The organism is Spectribacter hydrogenoxidans (genome assembly GCF_031846275.1).
GTDB lineage: Bacteria > Pseudomonadota > Gammaproteobacteria > Nevskiales > Salinisphaeraceae > Spectribacter > Spectribacter hydrogenoxidans.
The window spans coordinates 25,004-46,458 of record NZ_JAVRIB010000008.1 but is presented as its reverse complement, the minus strand read 5'-3'; the positions used below and the strand labels follow the sequence as shown (position 1 = coordinate 46,458).

26 protein-coding genes, 3 tRNA genes and 2 pseudogenes are annotated in these 21,455 nt (G+C 66.6%); 18 read left to right on the top strand and 13 right to left on the bottom strand.

All coding sequences use genetic code 11. The features are described 5' to 3' along the window. Positions 1–31: 31 nt before the first annotated feature. From RM532_RS08915 to RM532_RS08900, 4 genes and pseudogenes are all read right to left on the bottom strand, one after another. Positions 32–1,307: pseudogene (locus tag RM532_RS08915) on the bottom strand (site-specific DNA-methyltransferase). Next, positions 1,294–1,890 carry a hypothetical protein gene (locus RM532_RS08910; protein ID WP_311652928.1) on the bottom strand — a complete coding sequence of 199 codons (597 nt, stop codon included), beginning with the start codon at positions 1,888–1,890 and terminating at the stop codon, positions 1,294–1,296. The pseudogene RM532_RS08915 and the gene RM532_RS08910 overlap by 14 nt, the downstream one beginning before the upstream one ends. Before the next feature lie 428 nt (positions 1,891–2,318). Then, on the bottom strand, positions 2,319–4,502 hold the full coding sequence (locus tag RM532_RS08905) for a VapE domain-containing protein (RefSeq protein WP_311652927.1): 2,184 nt from the start codon (positions 4,500–4,502) through the stop codon (positions 2,319–2,321). Continuing rightward, positions 4,502–5,131 (bottom strand): hypothetical protein, encoded by a 630-nt coding sequence (locus tag RM532_RS08900; RefSeq protein WP_311652926.1) that lies wholly within the window; start codon positions 5,129–5,131, stop codon positions 4,502–4,504. Before RM532_RS08900 ends, RM532_RS08905 begins: the two co-directional genes overlap by 1 nt. Positions 5,132–5,175: 44 nt before the next feature. On the opposite strand from RM532_RS08900, the gene RM532_RS08895 reads away from it, so the two are divergent. The 15 genes from RM532_RS08895 to RM532_RS08825 all read left to right on the top strand — a co-directional run bounded on the left by RM532_RS08895 (position 5,176) and on the right by RM532_RS08825 (position 13,309). Further along, entirely contained in the window at positions 5,176–5,409 is a 234-nt protein-coding gene (locus RM532_RS08895; RefSeq protein ID WP_311652925.1) for a hypothetical protein, read from the top strand. A 17-nt stretch (positions 5,410–5,426) separates the two neighbouring features. Further along, positions 5,427–5,711 (top strand): hypothetical protein, encoded by a 285-nt coding sequence (locus RM532_RS08890; protein WP_311652924.1) that lies wholly within the window; start codon positions 5,427–5,429, stop codon positions 5,709–5,711. Positions 5,712–5,752: 41 nt separating this feature from the next. Next, positions 5,753–6,211, top strand: a complete 459-nt coding sequence (locus RM532_RS08885) for a helix-turn-helix transcriptional regulator (protein ID WP_311652923.1) — start codon at positions 5,753–5,755, stop codon at positions 6,209–6,211. Positions 6,212–6,240: 29 nt separating this feature from the next. Beyond that, a complete protein-coding gene (locus RM532_RS08880; RefSeq protein WP_311652922.1) occupies positions 6,241–6,918 on the top strand; it encodes a type VI secretion system-associated protein TagO in 678 nt (225 codons plus the stop codon). A gap of 115 nt (positions 6,919–7,033) precedes the next feature. Then, positions 7,034–7,321 carry a phage antirepressor KilAC domain-containing protein gene (locus tag RM532_RS08875; RefSeq protein ID WP_311652921.1) on the top strand — a complete coding sequence of 96 codons (288 nt, stop codon included), beginning with the start codon at positions 7,034–7,036 and terminating at the stop codon, positions 7,319–7,321. Beyond that, positions 7,318–7,521, top strand: a complete 204-nt coding sequence (locus tag RM532_RS08870) for a hypothetical protein (protein WP_311652920.1) — start codon at positions 7,318–7,320, stop codon at positions 7,519–7,521. The genes RM532_RS08875 and RM532_RS08870 overlap by 4 nt, the downstream gene beginning before the upstream one ends. A gap of 14 nt (positions 7,522–7,535) precedes the next feature. Beyond that, positions 7,536–7,772 (top strand): hypothetical protein, encoded by a 237-nt coding sequence (locus RM532_RS08865; RefSeq protein WP_311652919.1) that lies wholly within the window; start codon positions 7,536–7,538, stop codon positions 7,770–7,772. Then, the gene (locus RM532_RS08860; protein ID WP_311652918.1) at positions 7,769–8,104 is read left to right on the top strand and encodes a hypothetical protein; all 336 of its coding nucleotides are present in this window, start codon (positions 7,769–7,771) and stop codon (positions 8,102–8,104) included. The genes RM532_RS08865 and RM532_RS08860 overlap by 4 nt, the downstream gene beginning before the upstream one ends. Continuing rightward, positions 8,094–9,359, top strand: a complete 1,266-nt coding sequence (locus tag RM532_RS08855) for a ParB/RepB/Spo0J family partition protein (protein ID WP_311652917.1) — start codon at positions 8,094–8,096, stop codon at positions 9,357–9,359. The genes RM532_RS08860 and RM532_RS08855 overlap by 11 nt, the downstream gene beginning before the upstream one ends. Beyond that, the gene (locus RM532_RS08850) at positions 9,356–9,865 is read left to right on the top strand and encodes a class I SAM-dependent methyltransferase (RefSeq protein WP_311652916.1); all 510 of its coding nucleotides are present in this window, start codon (positions 9,356–9,358) and stop codon (positions 9,863–9,865) included. Before RM532_RS08855 ends, RM532_RS08850 begins: the two co-directional genes overlap by 4 nt. Next, positions 9,862–10,173: a hypothetical protein gene (locus tag RM532_RS08845; protein ID WP_311652915.1), complete on the top strand. Its 312-nt coding sequence runs from the start codon at positions 9,862–9,864 to the stop codon at positions 10,171–10,173. Before RM532_RS08850 ends, RM532_RS08845 begins: the two co-directional genes overlap by 4 nt. Before the next feature lie 13 nt (positions 10,174–10,186). Next, entirely contained in the window at positions 10,187–10,840 is a 654-nt protein-coding gene (locus RM532_RS08840; RefSeq protein ID WP_311652914.1) for a hypothetical protein, read from the top strand. Further along, the gene (locus tag RM532_RS08835; protein ID WP_311652913.1) at positions 10,837–11,229 is read left to right on the top strand and encodes an ASCH domain-containing protein; all 393 of its coding nucleotides are present in this window, start codon (positions 10,837–10,839) and stop codon (positions 11,227–11,229) included. Before RM532_RS08840 ends, RM532_RS08835 begins: the two co-directional genes overlap by 4 nt. Next, entirely contained in the window at positions 11,178–12,914 is a 1,737-nt protein-coding gene (locus RM532_RS08830) for a DNA cytosine methyltransferase (RefSeq protein WP_311652911.1), read from the top strand. Before RM532_RS08835 ends, RM532_RS08830 begins: the two co-directional genes overlap by 52 nt. After that, the gene (locus RM532_RS08825; RefSeq protein WP_311652910.1) at positions 12,911–13,309 is read left to right on the top strand and encodes a DUF7694 domain-containing protein; all 399 of its coding nucleotides are present in this window, start codon (positions 12,911–12,913) and stop codon (positions 13,307–13,309) included. The genes RM532_RS08830 and RM532_RS08825 overlap by 4 nt, the downstream gene beginning before the upstream one ends. A gap of 11 nt (positions 13,310–13,320) precedes the next feature. On the opposite strand, the gene RM532_RS08820 is transcribed toward RM532_RS08825, so the two are convergent. After that, positions 13,321–13,587 (bottom strand): hypothetical protein, encoded by a 267-nt coding sequence (locus tag RM532_RS08820; protein ID WP_311652909.1) that lies wholly within the window; start codon positions 13,585–13,587, stop codon positions 13,321–13,323. 180 nt (positions 13,588–13,767) lie between these two features. Here RM532_RS08820 and RM532_RS16055 point away from each other — a divergent pair. Continuing rightward, positions 13,768–14,160, top strand: a pseudogene (locus tag RM532_RS16055) (recombinase family protein); the annotation flags it as partial. A 645-nt stretch (positions 14,161–14,805) separates the two neighbouring features. On the opposite strand, the gene RM532_RS08810 reads toward RM532_RS16055, so the two are convergent. The 4 genes from RM532_RS08810 to RM532_RS08795 form a co-directional block, all read right to left on the bottom strand. Beyond that, entirely contained in the window at positions 14,806–15,063 is a 258-nt protein-coding gene (locus tag RM532_RS08810) for a hypothetical protein (protein ID WP_311652907.1), read from the bottom strand. A gap of 229 nt (positions 15,064–15,292) precedes the next feature. Then, positions 15,293–15,368, bottom strand: a tRNA-Glu gene (locus tag RM532_RS08805). Positions 15,369–15,396: 28 nt separating this feature from the next. Next, positions 15,397–15,472, bottom strand: a tRNA-Ala gene (locus RM532_RS08800). Between the two features lie 68 nt (positions 15,473–15,540). Beyond that, positions 15,541–16,620: a DegT/DnrJ/EryC1/StrS family aminotransferase gene (locus RM532_RS08795; RefSeq protein WP_311652906.1), complete on the bottom strand. Its 1,080-nt coding sequence runs from the start codon at positions 16,618–16,620 to the stop codon at positions 15,541–15,543. A 121-nt stretch (positions 16,621–16,741) separates the two neighbouring features. On the opposite strand from RM532_RS08795, the gene RM532_RS08790 reads away from it, so the two are divergent. Beyond that, positions 16,742–17,629 carry a DMT family transporter gene (locus RM532_RS08790; protein WP_311652904.1) on the top strand — a complete coding sequence of 296 codons (888 nt, stop codon included), beginning with the start codon at positions 16,742–16,744 and terminating at the stop codon, positions 17,627–17,629. Here RM532_RS08790 and RM532_RS08785 read toward each other — a convergent pair. Continuing rightward, positions 17,626–18,918, bottom strand: coding sequence for an ABC1 kinase family protein (locus RM532_RS08785; protein ID WP_311652903.1), 1,293 nt, complete (start codon positions 18,916–18,918; stop codon positions 17,626–17,628). The genes RM532_RS08790 and RM532_RS08785 overlap by 4 nt on opposite strands. Beyond that, positions 18,915–20,300: an SDR family NAD(P)-dependent oxidoreductase gene (locus tag RM532_RS08780; protein WP_311652902.1), complete on the bottom strand. Its 1,386-nt coding sequence runs from the start codon at positions 20,298–20,300 to the stop codon at positions 18,915–18,917. The genes RM532_RS08785 and RM532_RS08780 overlap by 4 nt, the downstream gene beginning before the upstream one ends. Positions 20,301–20,405: 105 nt before the next feature. Between RM532_RS08780 and RM532_RS08775 the strand changes: the two genes are divergently transcribed. Continuing rightward, positions 20,406–20,480 (top strand) — tRNA-Val (locus RM532_RS08775). Between the two features lie 27 nt (positions 20,481–20,507). Here the strand turns inward: RM532_RS08775 and RM532_RS08770 are convergent. Together RM532_RS08770 and RM532_RS08765 are read right to left on the bottom strand one after the other, a co-directional pair. Next, positions 20,508–20,891: a hypothetical protein gene (locus RM532_RS08770; protein WP_311652901.1), complete on the bottom strand. Its 384-nt coding sequence runs from the start codon at positions 20,889–20,891 to the stop codon at positions 20,508–20,510. Further along, positions 20,884–21,168, bottom strand: a complete 285-nt coding sequence (locus RM532_RS08765) for a hypothetical protein (RefSeq protein WP_311652900.1) — start codon at positions 21,166–21,168, stop codon at positions 20,884–20,886. The genes RM532_RS08770 and RM532_RS08765 overlap by 8 nt, the downstream gene beginning before the upstream one ends. Positions 21,169–21,455: the final 287 nt, after the last annotated feature.

The window sequence follows — 21,455 nt, the reverse complement described above, 5'->3', positions numbered from 1 at the left end:
CGCGCCGAGAGTGGCAGGGCCTGCGGCACCGCTATGCCTCCGCCCCCAGGCGCTCGGCGGCTACCTCGGAAAACGTCCTCCCGTCACCTTCCAGCTTTGCCGTTTCGCCGGTGAACTCTTGCCACCGCGTAATCGCCATGTCGACGTATTCCGGCGAAAGCTCCACCGCATAGCAAATGCGGGCGGTCTGTTCGCACGCGATAATGGTGGTGCCAGATCCGCTGAACGGCTCATAAACCGCCTGACCCGGGCTGCTGTTGTTTTCAACAGGCCGGCGCATACATTCCACCGGCTTTTGTGTGCTGTGGCCCGTCTCCGATTTGTTGTGGCCGATCTGCCACAATGTTGACTGGTCGCGTGCCCCCCCCCCAGTGCCCGGTACGCCCCTTACGCACGGCGTACCAGCAGGGCTCATGCTGCCAATGGTAGTGGCCGCGGGAGATCGCAAAGCGAGACTTAGCCCAAATCACCTGGCATCGGATTTCAAAATCGCAAGCGTTAAGGCTGTCCTGAACCTCTCCCGCATAGCGTCCGGCATGCCAGACGTAGGCAACATCCCCGGGGAATAGCGCCCAGGCCTCTCGCCAGTCGCATCGGTCATCATTCTCGACTTTGCCAACAGCGCCAGCCCCGAGGGCTCTGTTACCCATGCCGTCCGATTTTCGGGCGGCCTGATTGCGCCAATCAGCGTCGTACGAGACCCCATACGGTGGGTCTGTAACCATCAAATGCGGGCACACTTCGCCGAGTAGACGGGTGACAACCTCCGCGCTGGTGCTGTCACCACAGATGATTCGATGCCGCCCGAGGCGCCAAAGATCTCCGCTAACCGTTACTGGGTCCACCGGACGCTCGGGAACCTGGTCTGCGGCTTCGTCGTCTTCACCGCCGGTTGGCTCTGGCGCCAACAGCTCCTCCAGCCGGTCTTCCTCAAACCCGAGCAGGCTTAGGTCATATTCCATATCCGCCAGATCGCCAACCTCCAGCTTCAGCAAATCCTCGTCCCACCCTGCGTTGAGGGCCAGCTGGTTGTCGGCCAGCACGTATGCGCGCTTCTGGGTCTCGGACAAGTGGCCGAGGCGAATGCACGGCACTTGCTTGACCCCGAGCTTCTGCGCCGCCAAAACACGGCCATGCCCCGCGATGATCCCGTCCTCAGCGTCGATAAGAACCGGGTTCGTGAACCCGTACTCCCGCATGCTGGCGGCAATCTGCGACACCTGGTCGGCGGAATGTGTGCGCGCGTTACGGGCGTATGGCACCAGCGCGTCGATCGGGATGTGCTCAAGTTGCTCAGGCTGCTTCATTGTTTTTCTCCATAGCGCCAGCTTCGGCCAGGGTCGTCAGTACCTGGTAAACCTCTCGCTCAATGACCGCGCGCCTTTCCTCGAAAGTCTCGCAGTCATCCAGCACCCGGGCTGTTTTCGACGGCAGGGCAAGCAAGCTGCTGCGTACCGACAAAACCAGCTGCCGCATCGCCGACTCCAGCTCTTCCGCCGGAATCAGCCGCTGTTCCATTTCGTCCGCTCGCAGCTTCGCCAGCCGCGCCTCGTGGAAGGCTTTGTGGTTCCGCGGATCACGCATGAGCGCCGGGTTGATGCCGCCCCCCTGCTGGCCCTGCCCTGCCGGCTGTTGCCGCTGCGCAGGTGCGCTGGAATCCGGCGGCGGGGTGTAACCCTTCACCTTTTCCTTGCCGTCGCGAGCCCGTAGCCAGGAGGCAACCTGCTCGACGTCATAGCGGTGGGCCTGGCCGCGCCCCCCAGCTTTAGCAATGGGGCACGGAGGCTCTTCCCGAACCCATTGCCGCACTGCGTCCGCCGACCATTCCCCGAGGCCCCGGGAGGCCAACGCCTCGACCAGCTTCCGCGCCGTTACCAAACCATCAGCCACGGCAACCACCTCCCGCCTTTAATGCCGAAACAGCACCCGGCGCCCTTAACCTGTGAACCCATCCCAGCCCCCGCATATCTGCAAAAAAACTGCGCCTCTGCGCACCCGCGTGGGAGGTGCCAGGGAGGACCCGCGGCATCTGCCGGCGGTTATCTGGTGTCACCCCTGGGGGTGACGGGGGTGACAGCAGGGGGTGACGGCGAATCCATTGGGGCGCGGGCGATTGCGGAACTGTCACCCCTGTCCCCCCCTTTTTTCTCGCGCATGAGGGGAAAACAGAGAAAGGGCGATAGTGGAATCGGTCTGCCCTCACACGCGTGCGCGCGCCCCTGCGCGCGAGGCAGGGGGTGACGCCGGTGACACGCCCGCCACGCAATGGATTGCACCCGGTGACAGCAGGGGGTGACAGGGGGTGACGGGGGTGACATCTAGCCGCGCGCATAATCGCCCTCCGGCCGCTGGTAGACGTACTGCCGTCGCCCATCCCGACGCCGCTGCACCCGCTCCCAGCCAGCACGCTTGAGGATCGCCCCGACCCGCTGCTGTTCCTGCGGCCCATGCCGGGCGCGATCGAGGCCCAGCCCCCAGGTCAGCAGGTCGTCCATGGTCGCCTGCTGCACCCCGTCCGCCGGCCTGGTATCGGGATAGCGCTCGTAATCCGCCTCGCCATCCAGCCACGCCAACAGCGGCTCGGCCCACGAATCGTGCCGGTAACGATCCTCGCGCTCTTCCTCGGCTGACGCCGGCAAATCCCACCAGGTCTCGCCCTGATCGAACCGATGCACGGCTTCCGCCCACAACTGTTCCCGCTGCAGCCTGAGCGCTTCCAGGTCCACCGAATGCACGCGCACCGGCATGAACCGCCGGGCGCCGGTCGGATCGCGCAGGTATTCATCCTCATTGGTCGACCCGACGAACACGCACTGCCGCGGATACTCCCGAGGCAACCGCCCATAGCTCGCGCGGTAGACGTCGACTGGCGTTGAAATCGCCTGCTTCACCCGGCTGACCTGCGCCTTGGAGAACGACTGCAGCTCCGCAATCTCCACGATCCAGCGCCCCTGCAGGATCTGGTAAAAGTCTTTCGCCTCCGGCGGCTCGCTCTGCACCACGAACCACTCCGGCCCGGCCAGCAGCTCGATCGCCGTGGACTTCCCCGCCCCCTGCGCGCCCTCCAGGATCAGCATCAGATCGGCCTTGCAGCCCGGCCGCATCACCCGCGCCACGGCCGAGATAAAGAAGTTGCGCGCCACCTTCCGCGTGTACTCGTTATCCTTCGCGTTGAAGATGTCCGGGAACATCGCATCGATGCGCGGCTCCCCGTCCCACGCCATCGCCTGCAGCCACGATCGAACCGGGTGCACCTTATTCCGGGCCGCCACCATGCTCACCGTCTCGTGCATCTGGTTAACGCCCACGTTCATCGCGTAGGTCTCCGGCGCGCCGAACCAGGCCGCCAGCTCCACCACCTCGGCATCGCTCACCTCGCGCGGGTTGCCACCGAAGGGCGGCTCCCGCGTCAGCTCCGCCTTGTTGGCGAACTCATCCAGCCGCAGCAGCCCCGCCATGCGGTCGTCGTGTTCCAGGATCAACTGCAGGTTGTGCAGCGTTGCCGTCGGCTTGCCGTCGCGGTTCGTATTCAACCGCCGCCGCCAGCCCACGTGATCCACCGCCTGGCGGATCGCCCGCTGCAGATACGCCCGCAGCGCCTTCAGCCCGCGTTCCGCCTGCATGTCGTTGAAGTCGCTACGGCCCGCCGGATTTTCGAACGCCGGCGCAATCGCCGCCCCACTCACTGCCTCGGCCGCGGCGCGAGCCTTCGTCGCGCCCGGGTTTCCGGCCGTTTCGTGGTCATCGTCACCGGCGATCACCAGCGTTCGCATGCGAACATCCGGCCGCTTGCGCAGCGCCTCGGCCACCGGCAGCAGGTTGCCCGCATCAAAGGCCACCGCCACCGGCAGCCCCGTCGCCTGATGAAGGCTGGCGCCCGTGGCGTAGCCCTCGCACACCAGCATCGCGCCGTTCTTGTCCGCCCGGCCGATGAAATGGCAGGCGCCCTGTTTCGGCGTGCCCGTCAGAAAGCGCTTCGCGCCATCCGGATCAATCCACTGCAACCCCACCAGCGCGTCATCGCTGGCCCGGCGCACCGGCACCACAATGCAGCCGCGGGCATAACGCACGCCGTGGCCCGCCACGCCCTTCGCGTCCAGATACTGGCTGGCGCCCTGCATCGGCAGCCCCGCCCATACCCTGGTTGCCCGCTGCGCCGCGGATTCGGCTTTCTCCCGCCGTTCCGCCTCTGCCGCTTTCTCCGCCTCCCGGCGCTTCGCCGCCAGGGCCTTGCGTTCGTCGTCATCCAGCCCCTTGCCATCGGGCTCGATCTTGATCTGCGCCCCGCTCTTCCAGTTGCCCGCCGCGCCATACAGCAGCGTGCGGCCATCCCGCGTGCGGTACTCCTGCACCAGATACCAGCCGCTGCGCTTGCGCCCCTTGTCAGGCTTCGGGTCCACCACCGGCACCCGGTGGAACGGCCCGCCAGGCGCCGGCCCAATCTCCAGCGCCTCCACCTGCAGGCCAATCGCCCGCAGCTGATCCAGCACCTTGTCCTGCATCAGCGGGCCACCTTTACCGCCGGCCGCGCCTCGCGCTCGGCAGCCGCCGCCACTGCCCGCGCCCTCACGCTGGCAATCGCCGCCGCCGCATCATCAATGCGCGTCATCAGGTCACTATCCGGCCCGAAATCCTCCGGGCCGATGTGCCCATCCGCCAGCGCCCGGGATAGCCCCTCGGTCAGCTCCCCCACTTCCTGCAGGATCCGCCCCACCGCCTCGCCATCCGCGCACGCCTCGGCCTCCGGCGCCCTCGCCGCCATGAACCCGTAGCGGCGCACCAGCACCCGCCGGCATTCCTCCGCAAAGGCCGGCGGCAGCGCCGCCGCCCACGCTTCTTCCAGGCAGGCCGGGAAATACCGCTCCCCGCTCACATAGCGTTGCACCCGCTTGCGCAACCGGCCCACCGCCTTCGCGTAATCCTGGTACGTCTCCGTCGTATCCGGCAGCTCCAGGTCGATCGCCTGTGCATGCGCCGGCACCCGCTGGTGATACTCAAACGCCAACGACACCGCGAAATCGTCCAGGGAAAGCCCCGACTCCGCCTGCGCCCGCTGCAGAAAGAACACCAGCACATCCGGCCGGCTCGGGTGAGTCAGTCCGAAACCGGACCTTTCGTAGTCCATAGCCATTAGGCAATCTCCAACGTGGGGCCAACAACAAACGGGGAATGACCATGGCCAACACCAACGGCCGGCCGGAAAACCCGGCCACCTTCACCGCCACCAGCCACGCGCTTTGCGCCTTCGCCGCGGCCACCGCCGCGCAACTGGACGGCGCGGAACTCGCCCGCCAGCTGAACGCCAGCGCCAGCGACCTCAGCCGCGACCACCCCTACGCCGCCCTGCTCTTGCAGCGGATGGCGAATGCGGCGGATCAAGCGGACATCCCCCATGGCTCTCGCGGGTAGAACTCCGGGCAAAACTCATGGCGCGTCAGGCCACGCCGCCGGGCGGCTTCAAGGCCAATGCGCGCCACCACGGCCTGCTCAAGCTGAATGGCCCGTATGGGCGGCAATCCGCGCAGCGTCCATTGATGCACCGCGCCCTGCGTTACGCCGCCCAGCCTCTTGCCAAGCGGCACATCGGCCAGGGCCCGGCCAGTGGCCGTCTGGCCCTCAAGCACATCAATCGCCTGCTTCAGGGCGGAAATCGGGTCGGGCGCTTCCATGGCCCGACAATAATAGCTCTGCTAGTAAGTTGCAATAGATGAGCTGTTTGGTTGCCAATAGACAGCCTATTAACCTTCGCGGCATGGCGCGCAAATACGAACTCAGCGAGGCAGACCGGGAAGCCCACAAACGCCTGCGCGCCCACTTTCAGCAGTGGAAGCACCGCCGCGAGCAGGCCGGCATGCCGGCATCGCAGGAAATCGCGGCGGAACTGATGGGGAGAACACAGGGGGCAATCAGCCACTACCTCAGGCCGTCCAACCCGGCGCCCATTGGCGCGGAAATCACCCTAGAATTCGCCAGGCTGTTCCAGGTTCACCCGGGAGAAATCCGGCCCGACCTACCCTATCCCGAGATCCGCGAAGAATCCGCGAGCTACGCTGCCGACATTGATGACCCGCGCATTAAAGCCCTGATCCAGTACTTCAAGGGCCTCACCACGGAACAGCAGGACGAAGTCATCCGTGATATTCAAGAAACGAAACAACGCAACGAATCGTTGTTGAAGCAGCTATTGAGCATCAGTAAAGACACCGGCTGACCCAGCCGCCATAAGACAGGGGGACCCTTATGGCTCTGACCAAATGCCGCGAATGCAGCGCGCAGATATCCCGCAGCACGTCCAAGTGCCCACAATGCGGCGCTCGCCGCACGACAGACCGCACGCTTTTCTGGACCGCACTCATTGGCATCGGCGTTTTCGCCTGGATGTTTCAGGCAGCCACAGAGCGCCCGACGCCAGCTCGCACCAGCACTAGCACGGCATCCAGCGAACCAGCACCCGATAACAAGCCGCCACCGAGCAAGCCTGGCGACCAATGGGTCGTCAACAGCAAGCAATCGCCCAAGGATGGCAGCACTAACGTCTTCGTTCGCACCGTGTCAGGCAAGCCCATCAAAGGCGTTCTCGGCAGCCCGAAATATCCGATGCTCTACATCGTCTGCCGGGAGAACACCACCAACGCCTACATCGACTGGGATCGTTTCATCACCACACGCGACACCAGGGTGAGCTGGCGCCTCGATGACAAACCGCTGCAGCGCGCCCGCTGGAACATGTCCACTAGCAACGAGGCCACGGGGCTCTGGTCAGGCGGGGCTTCCATCCCATTCGTGAAAACCCTTTTTACCGCCGACAGACTGCGCGCCTGGGTCACGCCTCATGGCGAGAACGAGATCATGGCCGACTTTGACCTGACCGCCCTGCGCGACAAGATCGAACCCCTCCGAAACGCCTGCCACTGGTAACCAGCTAGCAGCGCACCAGGTTGCCGGCGTGCATATGGCCGCCGATAAATAATAGTCAAGCTATTGACATTCTGAATACCTAAGCTATTCTCGGGCCAAACGGTCGGAGAACAGCATGGTTACAGCAGCCGACAATCCGGAACCCCGCTACACCCTCCAGGAAGCCGCCGACGCCCTCGGCTGGGGCGAGCGCGACCTGTTCCGCGAACTGCGCCGCCGCCGCATCCTGGACCAGCGCAACGTCCCCACGTGGCGCTACAAGGATGCCGGCCTGTTCCTCGAACACCGCGGCACCTTCCGCCACCCCACCGTCGGCACCCGCTTCTACTCGCGCCCGCTCATCACCCCGCGCGGCCTGCGCTGGCTCGAGCGCGTGCTGGCCGACGAAAAGGCGTCCGCATGAGCGCCCCCTACCACTGCCAATGCGGCCAGGCCATCGACGCCAGCACCAGCTGGCAGGGCCAGAGCTACAGCATCCACTGGTGGCACCCCGAAACCGGCGCGGAAATCGCCCGCTGCCCCCGGTGCCGCACCCACCTTTACACCGCGCTGCGCAAGGGCCATCTCCGCGATGCCCAGCCAGCGCCCACCACCACCCGCTGACAGGGAGAATCGCCATGACACTGGTATCCCGCACCCCGGACATCGCGTCCGACTACCTGCCCGACACCGAGGCCCAGCGCCGCCTGGAACAGCACCTGCGCAACGGCCACAACTTGCGCCGCTGGCGCGAACGCCTGGCCGAACAGGCCCGCGAAAACGAACGCCAGCGGCGTGCCCGCCTCCAGCGCATGCGCAAACGCTTCGTCGCCAAGCGCCGCGCCGCTGTTCGCATGCGAACGGTGATGTCATGAGCGGCCTCAAGCGAAACGACATCCAGCCATGCGCCCTCTGCCACAAGGGCCTGATGGCCGGCAACCAGATCGCGGGCTACCGCGTGAAGATCGACCACATGCTTTTCGACCCCGGCGCCATTCAACGCGCCCACGGGCTGGAAATGATGATGGGCGGCCACGTCGCGCTGGCCACGGCGCTAGGCCCGGATGAAGCACTGGCGCAGGAAGTCAGCTCATCCACAGCCCTGATCTGCCAGGCATGCGCCCTCGAAACGAGGGTTTCGCTTGCGGAGGTCTTCGAGCGCATGGGCACGGCGTCTGAATCGGGAGAAAGAAGCGATGACAACTGAAACCCCTGGCACCCGAATCCAGGCCAAACGCGAAGCCGCCGGCCTCACCCGCGCCCAACTCGGCGAGCACTGCCAATGGCACGACCAGGGCGGCCGCCGCGTCCGCCGCTACGAAACCGGCGAACGCACGCCCGACTGGCAGGACGCCCGCGCCCTGGCCGACGCCCTGGGCACCACCGTCGGCCACCTGATGTACGGCGAGGAAGAAACCACCCGCGTGGAACAACTCCCCGTCATCAGCATCAGCGGCCACCTGCGCAACCCCCGCAAACACTTTGACGACGACCAGCTCGCGCAGCTGGCCGACAGCATCCGCGAGCACGGCATCCTGCAACCCATCACCGTCGCCACCAGCGGCCCCAACTACGTCGTCATCTGCGGCGAACGCCGCCTGCGCGCCGCCCGCATGGCCGGCCTGGACGAAATCCCCGCCATCGTGCGCGACGACATCGGCCCCGAGCAGCATCACGCCCTGCAGATCGTCGAAAACCTGCAGCGCGTCAACCTCAGCCTGGGCGAAATCGTGGCCGGCGTGGACGCCCTCTGCCGCGACCACAGCCACGACGACGTCGCCCGCATGCTCGGCCGCAGCCGTTCATGGGTCAGCCGCCGCCACGGCATCGGCAACCTGAATGACAAGGTCCGCAAGGCCGTGCGCGACGGTGACATCAGCGACGTGGACGCCGCCCACCTGCTGGACCAGCTGCTAACGCTGGACTTCGGCTGGGCCATCAAGCTGCTGAACCGCTTTGATGCCAGCGTTGAAACCCTCGACGGCAAGCCAACGCGCGCCGAAATCCAGGAAGCCGTCGACACCGTCAAGGGCTGGCGCAACCAGGCCGGCAAAGACCGCAGCCCCGGCCCGGACACCGGCCGCAACCAGCACGAATCCGACGACGCCGCCCACCAGGGCGACACCAGCGGCGGCGACGGCCTACCCCCCGCCGTCACCGGCAACGAAGGCACCACCGGCCACCAGCGCCCGGAAACGCCCGCGGCCGACAAAGCCCAAGCCCGCCAGCAGGCCATCGACCAGCTGCACACCCTCGCCAACCAGAAACAGCGCGACATGCGCGCCCTGCCCGGCTGGGATGACCACATCGAAGTCACCCCCGATCTGGACATCAACCCCGACGCCGACGACCCCGACGGCTACGCCGTCACCGTCCGCTTACGCAATCAAATCGAACTCGACAACCTCTGCAACTTGCTCACGCATGAGTGGGTACCGCGGTATGGAACGACCCGCAAATGAGCGCCCCCGTCATCCTCGACCCCTGCTGCGGCAGCCGAATGATGTGGTTCGACAAAAAGCACCCGGCCGCCGTGTTCGGAGATTTGCGCAGCGAGACTCTGACTGTGACCGATCGCAGTCATGGAAAGCCGAACGGCAAGCGCACGCTTTTTATTACCCCGGATGTTCGCCTGGATTTCCGCGCGCTGCCCTATGTGGACGATTGGTTTTATCTGGTGGCATTCGATCCGCCTCACCTGGTTCGCGCAGGCCGAAGATCATGGCTCGCAGCGAAATATGGAACGCTCAGCCGGGATTGGCGCGCTGACATACGCGCCGGGTTTGCCGAGTGCTTCCGGGTTCTCCGTCCTAACGGGACTCTCGTTTTCAAGTGGAATGAAACACAGATCAAGGTGCGGGAGGTTCTAGAGCTATCCCCCTACCAACCGTTATTCGGCAACACAGCCGGTAAACGCAACGGAACTCACTGGCTGGTGTTCATGAAGCCTGCGGGGGCCGCAGGATGACCTACCCCTACCGCTGCAGCCGCGACACCTGCCGCCAACGCACCACGCTCGCGCGGCGCATCGAACACTACCTGCGGGACAAACCCTGCCCTGCCTGTGGCCACGCCACCCTGCACCTGGGCCGCTGGAAACAACGCGACCACCGCGCCAGCCGCTGCCACTGCCCCGGCTGGTGGTTCCCCCACCGTCGCGGCTCGCACGGCTGCCACCAATACACCTGCCGCCGCGACGCCGACTGGGAACACCTCAACGCCCAACTGGGCGCCATGCCCATCGCCGCCGATCCCGGCGCGCGCTGCCCTTTCTGACCGGAGCGAGGCCATGCCTGACGCCCACACCAGCCCCATCAACCTCGCCGTCGCCATCCTCACGCGCCGACGCCGCGCCATGACGCGCACCGAAATCTACCAGGCCGACGACGGCTGGGCCGACGAAAAGCAGGTGAGTAACGCCCTTTACAGGGCCCGCCAGACTGGCAAACTAGACCGCGACGACACTGGCCGCTGGCACCTGCCCGAACGCAAGCGCCCACCGGCCGACCAGACCTTGTCAGCTGGCGACAAATCGGCGGGAACTGTACCCCCGGTCTCCCCTGCCGAGCGTAGACCTCCCGCGGCCGCGGCGGGTGCCAGCACAGCGGCAGAATCCCCCACGTCAGCCGGCGACGACGGCAGCACCACCCCCAGCGCTGCCGAACCCCCAACGCCCGACGCCCCGGCGGGTGACGCCGGCACCGGGGCACCCGAACCCACCGATGACGGCCTGCCAGACGGCATCCGCCGCCTCATCGCCAGCCTGCCCGGCGAAGCGCTCGACGCCCCGCTGCGCCTGACCAGCGCCGACGCCACCGCCGCCCTCTGGTCCGACGGCCACCTCACCATCCGCGCCCCCGACGCCGGCGTGGAACTCACCCTGGCCCCGGACATCACCCGCACGCTTTGCCGGTATCTGGATCGGCTGGAGGGCAAGGCATGAAAGCCCTAACGATCTGTCAGCCATATGCGCACCTGATCGCTATAGACGAAAAGCGCGTTGAGAACAGAAGCTGGCCCACGCGCTACCGCGGCCCGCTGGCGATCCACGCCGGGAAAAGCCGGAAGATGCTGGCGCCGGATATCCACGCTCGGTATCCGGATATGGTGTTCGGCGCGGTAGTCGCGATTGCTGAACTAATCGACTGCCTGCCAGCCGATGAGATCGAAGACCGGCTACACGATCAGCGTTACCCGTTCCTCAAATGGCAGGCGCAACATATCGGCGGCCCGTGGTGTTGGGTGCTGTCGGATACCCAGCCGTTGGCCGAGCCCGATCCGTGTGGTGGATCGCTGGGGCTGTGGAACTGGACGCCAAGGCCGCAGTCATGACCGGCAACCGCCCCCAACTCCCGCTAAACCTCGGCCACGAACTGGTCATCGACCTGTTCGCCGGCGGCGGTGGCACAAGCATCGGCCTCGAGCAGGCCCTGGGCCGCCCGGTCGACATCGCCGTCAATCATGACCCCCAGGCGGTATCCATGCACCGGGCCAACCACCCGGACACCGAGCATTTCTGCGAGTCCGTGTTCAAGGTGAACCCGGTCCGCGTGACCCGCGGCCTGCCGGTCGGCCTGCTGTGGGCGAGCCCGGACTGCACGCACCACAGCAAGGCCAAGGGCGGCAAACCCGCCAGCAAGAAAATCCGCGGCCTCGCCTGGGTGGTGGTTAAGTGGGCCCGCCGCTGCCGGCCGCGCGTGATCATGCTGGAGAACGTCGAGGAATTTCAGGACTGGGGCCCGCTCGGCGAGGATGGCCGGCCCTGCAAGCGCCGCAAGGGCCAGCAGTTCGATGAATGGGTGCACCAGCTCGAACGCCTGGGCTACCGCGTCGAGTACAAGCTGCTACGCGCCTGCGACTACGGCGCGCCCACCATCCGGCGCCGCCTGTTCGTCGTGGCCCGCCGCGACGGCCGGCCCATCGCCTGGCCGCAGCCGACGCATGCCCCGGCCGACGACGCCCGAGTAAAGCGCAACCGGCTGCAGCCCTACCGCACGGCCGCCGAGTGCATCGACTGGAGCATCCCCGCGCCATCGATATTCACCCGCAAGCGGCCGCTGGCCGACAACACCCTGCGGCGGATCGCCAAGGGCGTGCAGCGGTTCGTGCTCGATGCGGCGGCGCCCTACATCGTGCGGATCGGCCAGACCGGCTGGCGAGGCGATGGCCAGCAATACCCGATCGACGATCCGCTGACCACGATCACGACGAAAGCCGAACACCTGATCTGCACGCCGTTCATTGCCAAGCACCGGGAGCACAGCACCGGAAGCGCCGCGGACGCGCCACTGCACACGATCACCGCCGGCGGGCACCAGGCCAAGCGGCCGGGCACCGGCAATGCCATGAGCCTGGCGGTGCCGTATTTCATCCCCCGCCACGGCGAGGCCGAAGGCCAGGCGCCGCGAACCCGCGACGTGAACCAGCCGATGCCCACCGTCACGGCCACGGCCAACGGCGCATCACTGGTCGCGGCGTTCATGGAACAGGCCAACACCGGCGTCGTCGGCCACGCGGCCACGAAGCCGGTCAGCACGATCGTCGGCAAAGGCAGCACCCAGCGGCTGGTGGCGGCGCATATCAGCCGGCAGTTCGGCGCCAGCATCGGGAGCGATGCGCAGACCCCTGTCGGAACGGTGACGGCTGGGGGCGGCGGCAAATCGGCACTGGTCGCCGCCCTGATGGCCCCGTACTACGGCAGCGGCAGCGGCGAAACCGGCCGGGACCTGCGCCAGCCCGCGCCCACGGCCACCACGAAAGACCGACTCCAGCTGGTGACCGTCGACATCGACGGCGAAACCTGGGTGCTGACCGACATCGGCATGCGTATGCTCCAGCCCCGCGAGCTGTACCGCGCCCAGGGCTTCCCCGAGAGCTACATCATCGACCGCGGCGCCGACGGCGAGGCTCTGCCCAAGCACGCCCAGGTGCGCATGTGCGGCAACAGCGTCTGCCCGCCGGTGGCGGCGGCGCTGGCGCAGGCCAACTTCGTGCATGAACTGGAGGCGGCGGCATGAACCGCCAAGCCCGCCGCCAATGGTCCGCCGAACTCAGCCGCGAGAACAAACGCTGGCCGCATGACCTGGTGGAAGTCCCACAGGACCAGTGGCCACCGTCCGCCAGCGCCGTCCGCATCCAGCCGCAACGCACCCTGCGCAGCCGTCACTTCCTGGTCCAGATATTCCCCGCGGAACCGGGCGCCACCCGGATCACCGTCAACCGCACCGAGATAGACCGGCGCGGCGGCTGGGCCGACGGCATCACCTGGGAGCAGCTGCAGGACATCAAGCGCCAGTGCGGGTACGCGGAGGCGCAGGCCGTGGAAATCTACCCGCCCGACTCCGCGGTGGTGCACGACGCGAACATGCGGCACCTCTGGATCCTCGATACACCCGTCGGCGTGACGCTGTAGCCATGGTGACCCTAACGCCGCCCCCGCGCCGAAACCACCGCCGCCAACTGCCGCCGGATGTAGCCCATCTCGCTCACCAGCGAATCCTGCATCCGGTCCAGCGTGGCCAGATCATCCCCGTGGTTCAGCAACCGATCGGCCTCCATGCCGAACGCCTGCACCATGCGCTCCAGGTTACGCCGGCGCGTGTTCACCCACGTCATGCGCTCGCGCTGACCGCCCTCGATCAGCTGCACCGCCGTGAAATCCCGCAGCCAGTTGCTGGCGTCATCGCCCATCGTCGTCACACCCTCGGGAACTGTTCGGGCATACAGTACCATCACGCGCGGGCGTGGATCTGACCATGCCCCGCCGGGACGACAACCCCGTCACCATGCTGCCCAGCCGGGGCGCACCCGACCCCAGGCTCGCGCGCGTTGTGTTACACGTGCTCAGCAACCACCAGCCCGGAGAATCGGATGGCGACAACCAAACGGGCGGCGCTGTACCTGCGGAGCACCAAAGACCGCAGCGACGCGTCCATCGCATCACAGAGGCGCGAACTCAACGAGTACGCCCGGCGCGAGAATCTGGAGGTCGTTGAAGAATTCGCCGACGCCGTCGAATCGGCCAAGGACGAAAACCGCCCCGCCTTCCAGCGCCTGCTGCAGCGCATCCGCGACAAGGATCGCGGCTGGTCCGTCCTGCTGGCCACCGACACCGCCCGCATCAGCCGCCGCACCGAATTCGCCCACGCCTTTCGCCATGAAGTGAAGCGCCGCGGCGTCGACATGCGCTATCTCACGCTGCCCGACACCGACCGCATCACCCAGATCATCGTCTACAGCACGCTGACGGCCATGGACGAAGTCCACAGCCTCATGAGCAAGATGAAGGGCCTGGCCGGCATGGCCGAAAACGTCAGCGCCGGCTGGCGCGCCGGCGGCCGCGCCCCCGTGGGCTACCAGCTCGAACACGTCGGCACCGGCACCATGCGCGAAGGCCGCGAAGTCACCAAGACCCGCCTGCGCCCCACCGCCGACCTGGAAAGCGTCGGCCTCTACCTGCGCAAACGCGCCCAGGGTGCCAGCCGGCGCGAAGCCATCGACGCCTCCGGCTTCAAGCGCGCCACCAGCACCCTGGTCGGCATCGAATGGAACGCCCTTACCTACGCCGGCGCCACCACCTGGAACGTCATGAGCGAACGCCTCGCGGATGGCGGCTACGAAGGCGGCCACCGCCGCAAGCCCCGCGACCAGTGGCGCATCCAGCACAACACCCACCCCGCCATCATCGAACGGGACGAAGCCGAAGCCCTGGTGTCATCCCTGGAAAACAGCGACATCGGCAAAGCCGTCTCCGCCGGCAAAACCGGCGGCAGCAAATACCTGCTCAGCGGCCTGCTGGTCGCCCCGGACGGCGCGCACTGGCAGGTCAACGCCACTTATTACAATCTCAAGCCTACCCGCCAGCGCCGCGGTCGCTACGTCAAACGCGAACACGTCGACAGCGCCGTCCTACAGCGCGCCGCCCACGACATGAGCAGCCCCGACTTCGTGCGCGCCCTCACCCGCGAAGCCCAGGCACAGGCCGGCACCGACGACCCCGCCAGCGATCTCCGCCAGGAAGTCGTCCGCATCAACGACCAGATCAGCCGCACCATGGATCTGGCCGCCAGCCTCAGCGACCCCGGCCCAGCGCTGCGCAAGGTGGACGAACTCGAAGTCCGCCGGCGCGACGCCGCTACACAGATCGACCGCATAGAGCGCGAACACAGCGCCCGCATGGCCCTGCGCAGCGTCACGGAAGAATCCATGCGCGCCACCCTGGACGGCCTATGGCAAGGCGCAGAGGAAAAGCCCACACACGCGCTCAAGGAGATGCTGCGCGCATTCGTGGAATCAGTGGAACTGGACCCGGAAACCCTCAACGCGCGCATGCAATACCGCATCGCGGTGGACGCCGCCGACCCCGAGGCTGGGGCCGGCGACTCCAAGGCATCTTTGGCGTCCCCAAGGGGATTCGAACCCCTGTTACCGCCGTGAAAGGGCGGTGTCCTAGGCCTCTAGACGATGGGGACGTATCGAGTCGTTATCGCTGCCGGAGACTGGTGGAGCCAGGGGGATTCGAACCCCCGACCTCAACACTGCCAGTGTTGCGCTCTCCCAACTGAGCTATGGCCCCGGGTCTCGTCAGCGGCCGCGAATTATAGGGGGCATGGCGCTCGGCCACAACCACTAATTGACGAATCCCTAGGTCAGCGCGGCTTTCAGGGCCGCCACGACTTCATCCTGCTCCGCTTCGGTCAGATAGGGATGCATGGGCAGGCTCATCACCCGCTCGGCCGCGGCATCGGCCACCGGCACGGGATCATCCGTGTACAGCGCCGGCTGCTGGTTGAGGGGGACCGGATAATGCACGGCAGTGGGCACACCTGCGTCCTTCAAGCGCGCCTGCACCGCGTCACGCTGATCGACCTGGACCGTGTACTGGGCGTAGACGCTGGTGTTGCCCGCGGCAAGATGCGGCGTCTGCACCAGATCGGCCAGTGCCGCCGAATAGCGGGCCCCGAGCTGCCCCCGAACCTGCACTTCATCCTCGAAGATTTCCATCTTCGCCAGCAGCACCGCCGCCTGCAGCGTGTCCAGCCGGCCGTTGATGCCCAGACGCGGGTGGTGATAGCGGCGGTCCTGCCCGTGATTGCGCAACTCCCGCATGCGCCGGTCGAGGTCGGGATCGGTGGTGAATGCCGCCCCGCCGTCGCCATAGCAGCCCAGGGGCTTGGCCGGGAAGAACGACGTGGCCGACAGGCTGGACAAGCCGCAGGAACGCCGGCCGTGGCGGGTGGCGCCGAAACTCTGGGCGCCGTCCTCGATTACCGGCAGCCCGTGTTTCTCGCCAATGCGGGTGAAAGCCTCCATGTCGGCGCACTGGCCGTAGAGACTCACCGGCACGACCGCCCGGGTTCGCGGCGTGATCGCGGCTTCAACCAGCGCGGGATCGAGATTGTAGGTAAGCGGGTCGATATCCACGAATACCGGCTTTGCACCGAGCAGCGCAATCATCTCCCCAGTGGCAATGAACGTGAACGGCGTGGTGATCACTTCATCGCCCGGCCCGATATCCAGCGCCATCATGGCTACCAGCAGCGCGTCAGTGCCGCTGGACATCGCCACGCAGTGCGGCACGCCGACGTAGTCGGCCAGGCGTTGTTCCAGGGCCTCGATCTCCGGCCCCATCACGTACTGACCGTGCTCGAGCACGGCGCGCATGCGCGCATCCACGTCCGCCTGAATCCGGCGGTACTGGGCCTGGAGATCAATGAATTGCATGAAATCGCTCGCTTGAACCAGTCATGCCGGCGGGTGGCCGGCCGGCGCGTAGTCTATCATCGCGCACCCGCGGATCGGCCTTGCGCCGAGCCGTTCAGTCCGCGCCGACCAGCGAGTTGCCATGCCCGTGCCTGCCGCCTTTGCCATCGTCGTGCTGGTGTGGTCCACCACGCCGCTGGCGGTGAAATGGAGCAGTGGCGGCGGCGTGACCTTTCTCGAGGGCGTGGCGCTGCGCATGGTGGCCGGCGCCCTGCTGGCCTCGCTCCTGATCCGTGCCTTTGGCCTGACCCGCGACTACTCCGCCGCCGCCTGCCGCATGTATGCCTCGGGCGCGCTAGGCTTTTTCGGCGCCATGGGGCTGCTCTACTGGGCGGCGCAGTTCCTGCCCTCGGGGCTGATCGCGGTGGTCTTCGGCGTGGCGCCACTGTTTGCGGGTCTGTTCGGTGCCCTGATGCTGGGTGAGCGCACGCTGACCCCGTTGCGGGTCGGCGCGCTGCTTGCCGCGATGGCCGGCCTCGCTATCCTCTACCGCGGTGAGATGGCGATCAACGCTGACGCTGCACCGGCCATTGCGGCGCTCGTGGTCGCCACCACGTTCTACGCGCTGAGCAGCGTGCTGGTGAAACGCCACAGCGTGGTGATGCATCCGCTTTCCCAGGTGGGCGGCGCGCTCTGGCTGACCGCCATCGGCTTTACCCTGGCCTGGGGAATTACCGATGGCCGGCTGCCAAGCGAGGCGGCCCCGCGCACGCTGGGCGCCATCGCCTATCTGAGCGTGTTCGGCTCGGTGCTGGGCTTCATGCTGTATTTCCACCTGCTGGCACGGCTGCCGGTTGCAACCGTGGCGCTGATCCCGCTGATGACCCCGCCCACCGCGCTGACTATCGGCTGGCTGATAGCCGACGAACCGCTCACCCGGCACGCCCTGCTCGGGGCAGCGCTGATCGTGACCGCCCTGGCCCTGTATCAATGGGGCGACGGGCTCTGGCGGCGGGCGTTCGCCCGTTAGAGGTTGTCCTCGCGCCCGTCGGCCACCGCCTCCAGCATGTCGTATAGCGGCACCCGAGCCTCGATGCCGCGCAGCAGCCAGTACATGCCGCTGAGCGTGCGCATCACGAACACCAGCTCCGGCGCCGGCCGGAACCGCCGCCAGTGGCGCAGGTCGGCGCGGACCTCCGTGCGCAGCCGCGTGATCACGCTACCTTCGGTAAAGTCGTAGAGTGGCCCGGCTTTCACCGCGTCGATTGCCGCATGATGGTGCCGGCGGTAGATGTCGGTGAACACATCGGGCTCATCGGCAAACGCCGCGGGATTGACGATACCCAGATCCGCCAGCCCGGCATGCACGCCGGCCCAGTCGTACGCCAGGCTCGCCGCCAGCACCCGCCGCATGCCGTCCGCCTCCACCTGCGCCACCCGTTTGATGCAGCCGAAGTCGTACACCGCCACCCGGCCATCCGCCGTCAGCCCGTAGTTGCCGGGATGCGGATCGGCATGCAACAGCCCGTGGGTAAAGACCTGCCGCGCCAGATTGGCCACCAGCGCCTCGCCCACCCGATCCCGCGCGGCCTGATCGGCGTCGCGCAGACCGTCCAGCCGCTCCGCCACGATCTCCTCCATGACCAGTACCGACTCGCCGCTGAGCGTATCCACCGGCGTGGGCAGCAGGAAGCCCGGCAGATCGAGAGCCCGCATCGCCATCAGGTTGGCGCGTTCAACGCGGTAGTCGGTTTCCTCCGCCAACCGGTCGCGAACCTCGGCCAGCACTTCGTCCAGACGCGAGGCGTCGATCGGCAGCAGCCGCGACCAGCGCAGCAGACGACCCAGATTGGCGACGTCCGCATCCACCGACCCGGCCACTTCCGGATAACGGATCTTGATGACCACCGCGCGGCCGCCCACCAGCCGGGCGCGATGCACCTGTCCGATGGAAGCCGCCGCCATTGCGGTCTGTTCGATCGAGGCCACCTGTGCCCATGCCTCCGGCCCCCAGGCCATCTCTAGCACCGTGCGCATCTGCGCGAACGGGCGCGGCTGCGCATCACGCTGCAGGCGGGCCAGTTGCTCGGTCAGCTCCGGCGGCAGCAGATCCTGATACTGGGCGGCTACCTGCCCCAATTTCATGGCCGCGCCCTTGAGATTGCCCAGGGTGTCGAACCAGTCGAGGCCGCTCTGGGTCCAGTACTGCGCTCGATCGTAGCCCGGCAGCACCCGCCGGGCGCCCCGCCCCAACGTGCGCAGGCCGGCGCCGAACAGCTTGCGCCGGCGGCTGCGCTGATCGCGCTTGTCATCGCTCATGCTGCCGCTCGCTGTAGCCAGGCCAGCAGTTGATCGCGTTGTGGCTGCGTCACGGCGGTACCGGGCAGAATTGTCCTGGGGCGAGGCTGACGGTCGAACCAGAACTCGCCGGAGCGCCCTGCCACCAGCGGACTGCTGGCAAGCCAGACCATGGTGTCCGCCCCCATTCGAGCATCCCGCAGACGCCCCTGTAGCCGACGGTTGAAGGCAGGCAGCGATTTCGCCACCCCCGGTGTTGCCGCCCAGCCGGGATGCATGACGTGGACATCCACCCCGGCAAACTCAGCGGACTGCGCCCAGTGCTCGGTCAGCGCCACCAGGCCCCGTTTGGCGCGGGCATACGCCTTCGCCCCGTCGAATTCGCCCTGCTCGAAATTCATGTCCTCCAGCGCCAGCGCCTGGGTGTACATCCCGCCGCTGGCCACATTCACTACCCGTGCCCCCGCCTGCCCGAGCACCGGCGCCAGCGCTTCGGTCAGCACGAAAGGTGACACCAGATTGATCGCCATGCTGCGCTCGATATCGTCCTCGGTGAGCACCCGCTCGGCGAACAGCGCCCCGGCGTTGTTGACCAGCACATCGATTGACGGCAGATCGCGCCGCAGGCGCCCGGCCAGGTCGCGCACCTGGGTCAGCGACAGCATGTCCGCCTGATACGTCCGGATCGTTTCCGGCTCGATGCCGGCAAAGTCCGCAATCGCCCGGCGGGCCGCCGCCAGCCGTTCGGCATCCCGGCCGGTGATGGTCACGCTGGCACCCAGCCGGGCCAGCGCCTGCGCCGCCGCCAGCCCGAGACCGCCGGTCGCACCCGTCACAACCACCATCCGCCCGTCCATGAAATCGCTCAACCCCTTGTCCGGCATCGCCCGATAGCCGCGCCGCGTGAACTGCACCATGGCGGGAAGCAGCGTCCGGTGCGCGAGCGCGCCCACCGGATGATCGGACGGTTCGGGCCCCGGCGACAGGGCAGTTCCGAGGCCCGCCACAGCCCGGCGGCCCATGCGATTGAACCAGGGACGCAACCAGCGCGCGATGTGGCGACCGGGGCCGAGAAAGCGAATCGCCGAGCGGTAATCGATAACGGTCTCGCCGCCATGAGCCGCCAATTCGATCGTGTCGGTGACGCAAAAACCCTCGCCCCGTCCGCTCAACACCAGCCGGCAGTCGGTCACGATCTCGGACAATTCATATGTCATCGGCACCGACCGCCCGGCACACGCCAGCGTCAGATTGAAGCGCGTGCCCACCCCGGGCGCCCCGGGTGTCACCTTGCGTGCACGCTCGACCCCAGGATCCCACTGCTCGCAGGTGGAAAAATCCACCAGGTACCGAAAGCAGTCGGCGACCGACCTCGGTACGGTCACGCGTTCTTGCAAGAGCATGGGCAGTGTCCCGTCAGGTTTGCACGCAATACGCCAACCGCGGCCGCAGGTATGCGCCCGCGCGTTGACGCTCATCCGAGCGCATCGTATATTGCGCGCCCGATCGGGCGGTTAGCTCAGCGGTAGAGCACTGCCTTCACACGGCAGGGGTCGCAAGTTCGAACCTTGCACCGCCCACCATTAAAAACAAGGGGTTAGGCGATTCGCCTAGCCCCTTTTTTCTTTCCGAAATGCAGCGTAAGTGCAATATAAAGTCGGCAGACGGGACCATGCCGCCATCCCTGCAGCCAGGCCGGCCGCGCTTCCGGTGGGCGCAAAAAAGCCCCGCACAGGGCGGGGCTCAGGTCGGCAGGAAACGGGAGTCTGGAGCGCCCTATACCGCAGCCGCTCAAGCTCACCGTCAGTGTCGTGCACCTCCTGATTCAGAAACAGGACGGTTTTCTCGATCTCAGCATCGGGGCCGCCCCGCGTGATCACCAGATGCACAAGGTGGTCCACCAGAACGCCGATGCGTTCATAGCGAAGATGCAGGACATCGTACTTATCGTCGGACCCTGCCAGATTCGTGTCGCTCAGTTCCTGCTCAGACATGGTTGGCCCCCTTCACGATTTGCGGGCGGTCGGGATGTTGCTGCTTTTCGGCCAGCACTTCGGCGTGACTGACCAGACCTCGAACCGTCTCAATAATCAGAAACTGACCCCATTCGTAATCGTCCAGGCGGGCGCCCTGCTCGCACTCCTGCGATGCTTGCAGCACCGTCAGCAGGGCACGGGCATTGCTCAGGGTGTCGCCGACCCCCCGGTCGCTGGTCATCCAGGCGGGGGCCTTGTCGATGAAGTCATCCGGGCTTATGGCTTTGGCTGGCATGGTCATTACCTCACGTTGTTAATACCAAAAGATCGCCCCAGGGGGCGGCCGGGTGGTGGTAACCGAACGTGAGAACGGCGCGCTTATTCCCGCTATGCGGTCTTGTATTCACGCCCACCCGGCCATTGAACCGGACACAAGAACGCCGCGATGTCGGCCGCGGCTATCCGCTCACGTCTTTGGGGTTACCAGCCCCGAGCCTTGACGTTGCCCGCTGGAGCCGGCCCCGTCAAGTTCACGGCCGCCCAATAGAAGGCCCGCCGCCGGCACATTGCGTTACCGGGGCG

Excerpts from the sequence above, each read along its gene's own strand:
- RM532_RS08855 (WP_311652917.1), top strand. The coding sequence starts at position 8,094 with ATGACAACTGAAACCCCTGGCACCCGAATCCAGGCCAAACGCGAAGCC.
- RM532_RS08820 (WP_311652909.1), bottom strand. The coding sequence starts at position 13,587 with ATGGGCGATGACGCCAGCAACTGGCTGCGGGATTTCACGGCGGTGCAG.
- RM532_RS08895 (WP_311652925.1), top strand. The coding sequence starts at position 5,176 with ATGGCCAACACCAACGGCCGGCCGGAAAACCCGGCCACCTTCACCGCC.
- RM532_RS08825 (WP_311652910.1), top strand. The coding sequence starts at position 12,911 with ATGAACCGCCAAGCCCGCCGCCAATGGTCCGCCGAACTCAGCCGCGAG.
- RM532_RS08860 (WP_311652918.1), top strand. The coding sequence starts at position 7,769 with ATGAGCGGCCTCAAGCGAAACGACATCCAGCCATGCGCCCTCTGCCAC.
- RM532_RS08795 (WP_311652906.1), bottom strand. The coding sequence starts at position 16,620 with ATGCAATTCATTGATCTCCAGGCCCAGTACCGCCGGATTCAGGCGGAC.
- RM532_RS08840 (WP_311652914.1), top strand. The coding sequence starts at position 10,187 with ATGCCTGACGCCCACACCAGCCCCATCAACCTCGCCGTCGCCATCCTC.
- RM532_RS08770 (WP_311652901.1), bottom strand. The coding sequence starts at position 20,891 with ATGTCTGAGCAGGAACTGAGCGACACGAATCTGGCAGGGTCCGACGAT.
- RM532_RS08905 (WP_311652927.1), bottom strand. The coding sequence starts at position 4,502 with ATGCAGGACAAGGTGCTGGATCAGCTGCGGGCGATTGGCCTGCAGGTG.
- RM532_RS08780 (WP_311652902.1), bottom strand. The coding sequence starts at position 20,300 with ATGCTCTTGCAAGAACGCGTGACCGTACCGAGGTCGGTCGCCGACTGC.
- RM532_RS08865 (WP_311652919.1), top strand. The coding sequence starts at position 7,536 with ATGACACTGGTATCCCGCACCCCGGACATCGCGTCCGACTACCTGCCC.
- RM532_RS08900 (WP_311652926.1), bottom strand. The coding sequence starts at position 5,131 with ATGGCTATGGACTACGAAAGGTCCGGTTTCGGACTGACTCACCCGAGC.
- RM532_RS08870 (WP_311652920.1), top strand. The coding sequence starts at position 7,318 with ATGAGCGCCCCCTACCACTGCCAATGCGGCCAGGCCATCGACGCCAGC.
- RM532_RS08845 (WP_311652915.1), top strand. The coding sequence starts at position 9,862 with ATGACCTACCCCTACCGCTGCAGCCGCGACACCTGCCGCCAACGCACC.
- RM532_RS08890 (WP_311652924.1), top strand. The coding sequence starts at position 5,427 with ATGGCGCGTCAGGCCACGCCGCCGGGCGGCTTCAAGGCCAATGCGCGC.
- RM532_RS08785 (WP_311652903.1), bottom strand. The coding sequence starts at position 18,918 with ATGAGCGATGACAAGCGCGATCAGCGCAGCCGCCGGCGCAAGCTGTTC.
- RM532_RS08765 (WP_311652900.1), bottom strand. The coding sequence starts at position 21,168 with ATGCCAGCCAAAGCCATAAGCCCGGATGACTTCATCGACAAGGCCCCC.
- RM532_RS08885 (WP_311652923.1), top strand. The coding sequence starts at position 5,753 with ATGGCGCGCAAATACGAACTCAGCGAGGCAGACCGGGAAGCCCACAAA.
- RM532_RS08880 (WP_311652922.1), top strand. The coding sequence starts at position 6,241 with ATGGCTCTGACCAAATGCCGCGAATGCAGCGCGCAGATATCCCGCAGC.
- RM532_RS08790 (WP_311652904.1), top strand. The coding sequence starts at position 16,742 with ATGCCCGTGCCTGCCGCCTTTGCCATCGTCGTGCTGGTGTGGTCCACC.
- RM532_RS08875 (WP_311652921.1), top strand. The coding sequence starts at position 7,034 with ATGGTTACAGCAGCCGACAATCCGGAACCCCGCTACACCCTCCAGGAA.
- RM532_RS08835 (WP_311652913.1), top strand. The coding sequence starts at position 10,837 with ATGAAAGCCCTAACGATCTGTCAGCCATATGCGCACCTGATCGCTATA.
- RM532_RS08850 (WP_311652916.1), top strand. The coding sequence starts at position 9,356 with ATGAGCGCCCCCGTCATCCTCGACCCCTGCTGCGGCAGCCGAATGATG.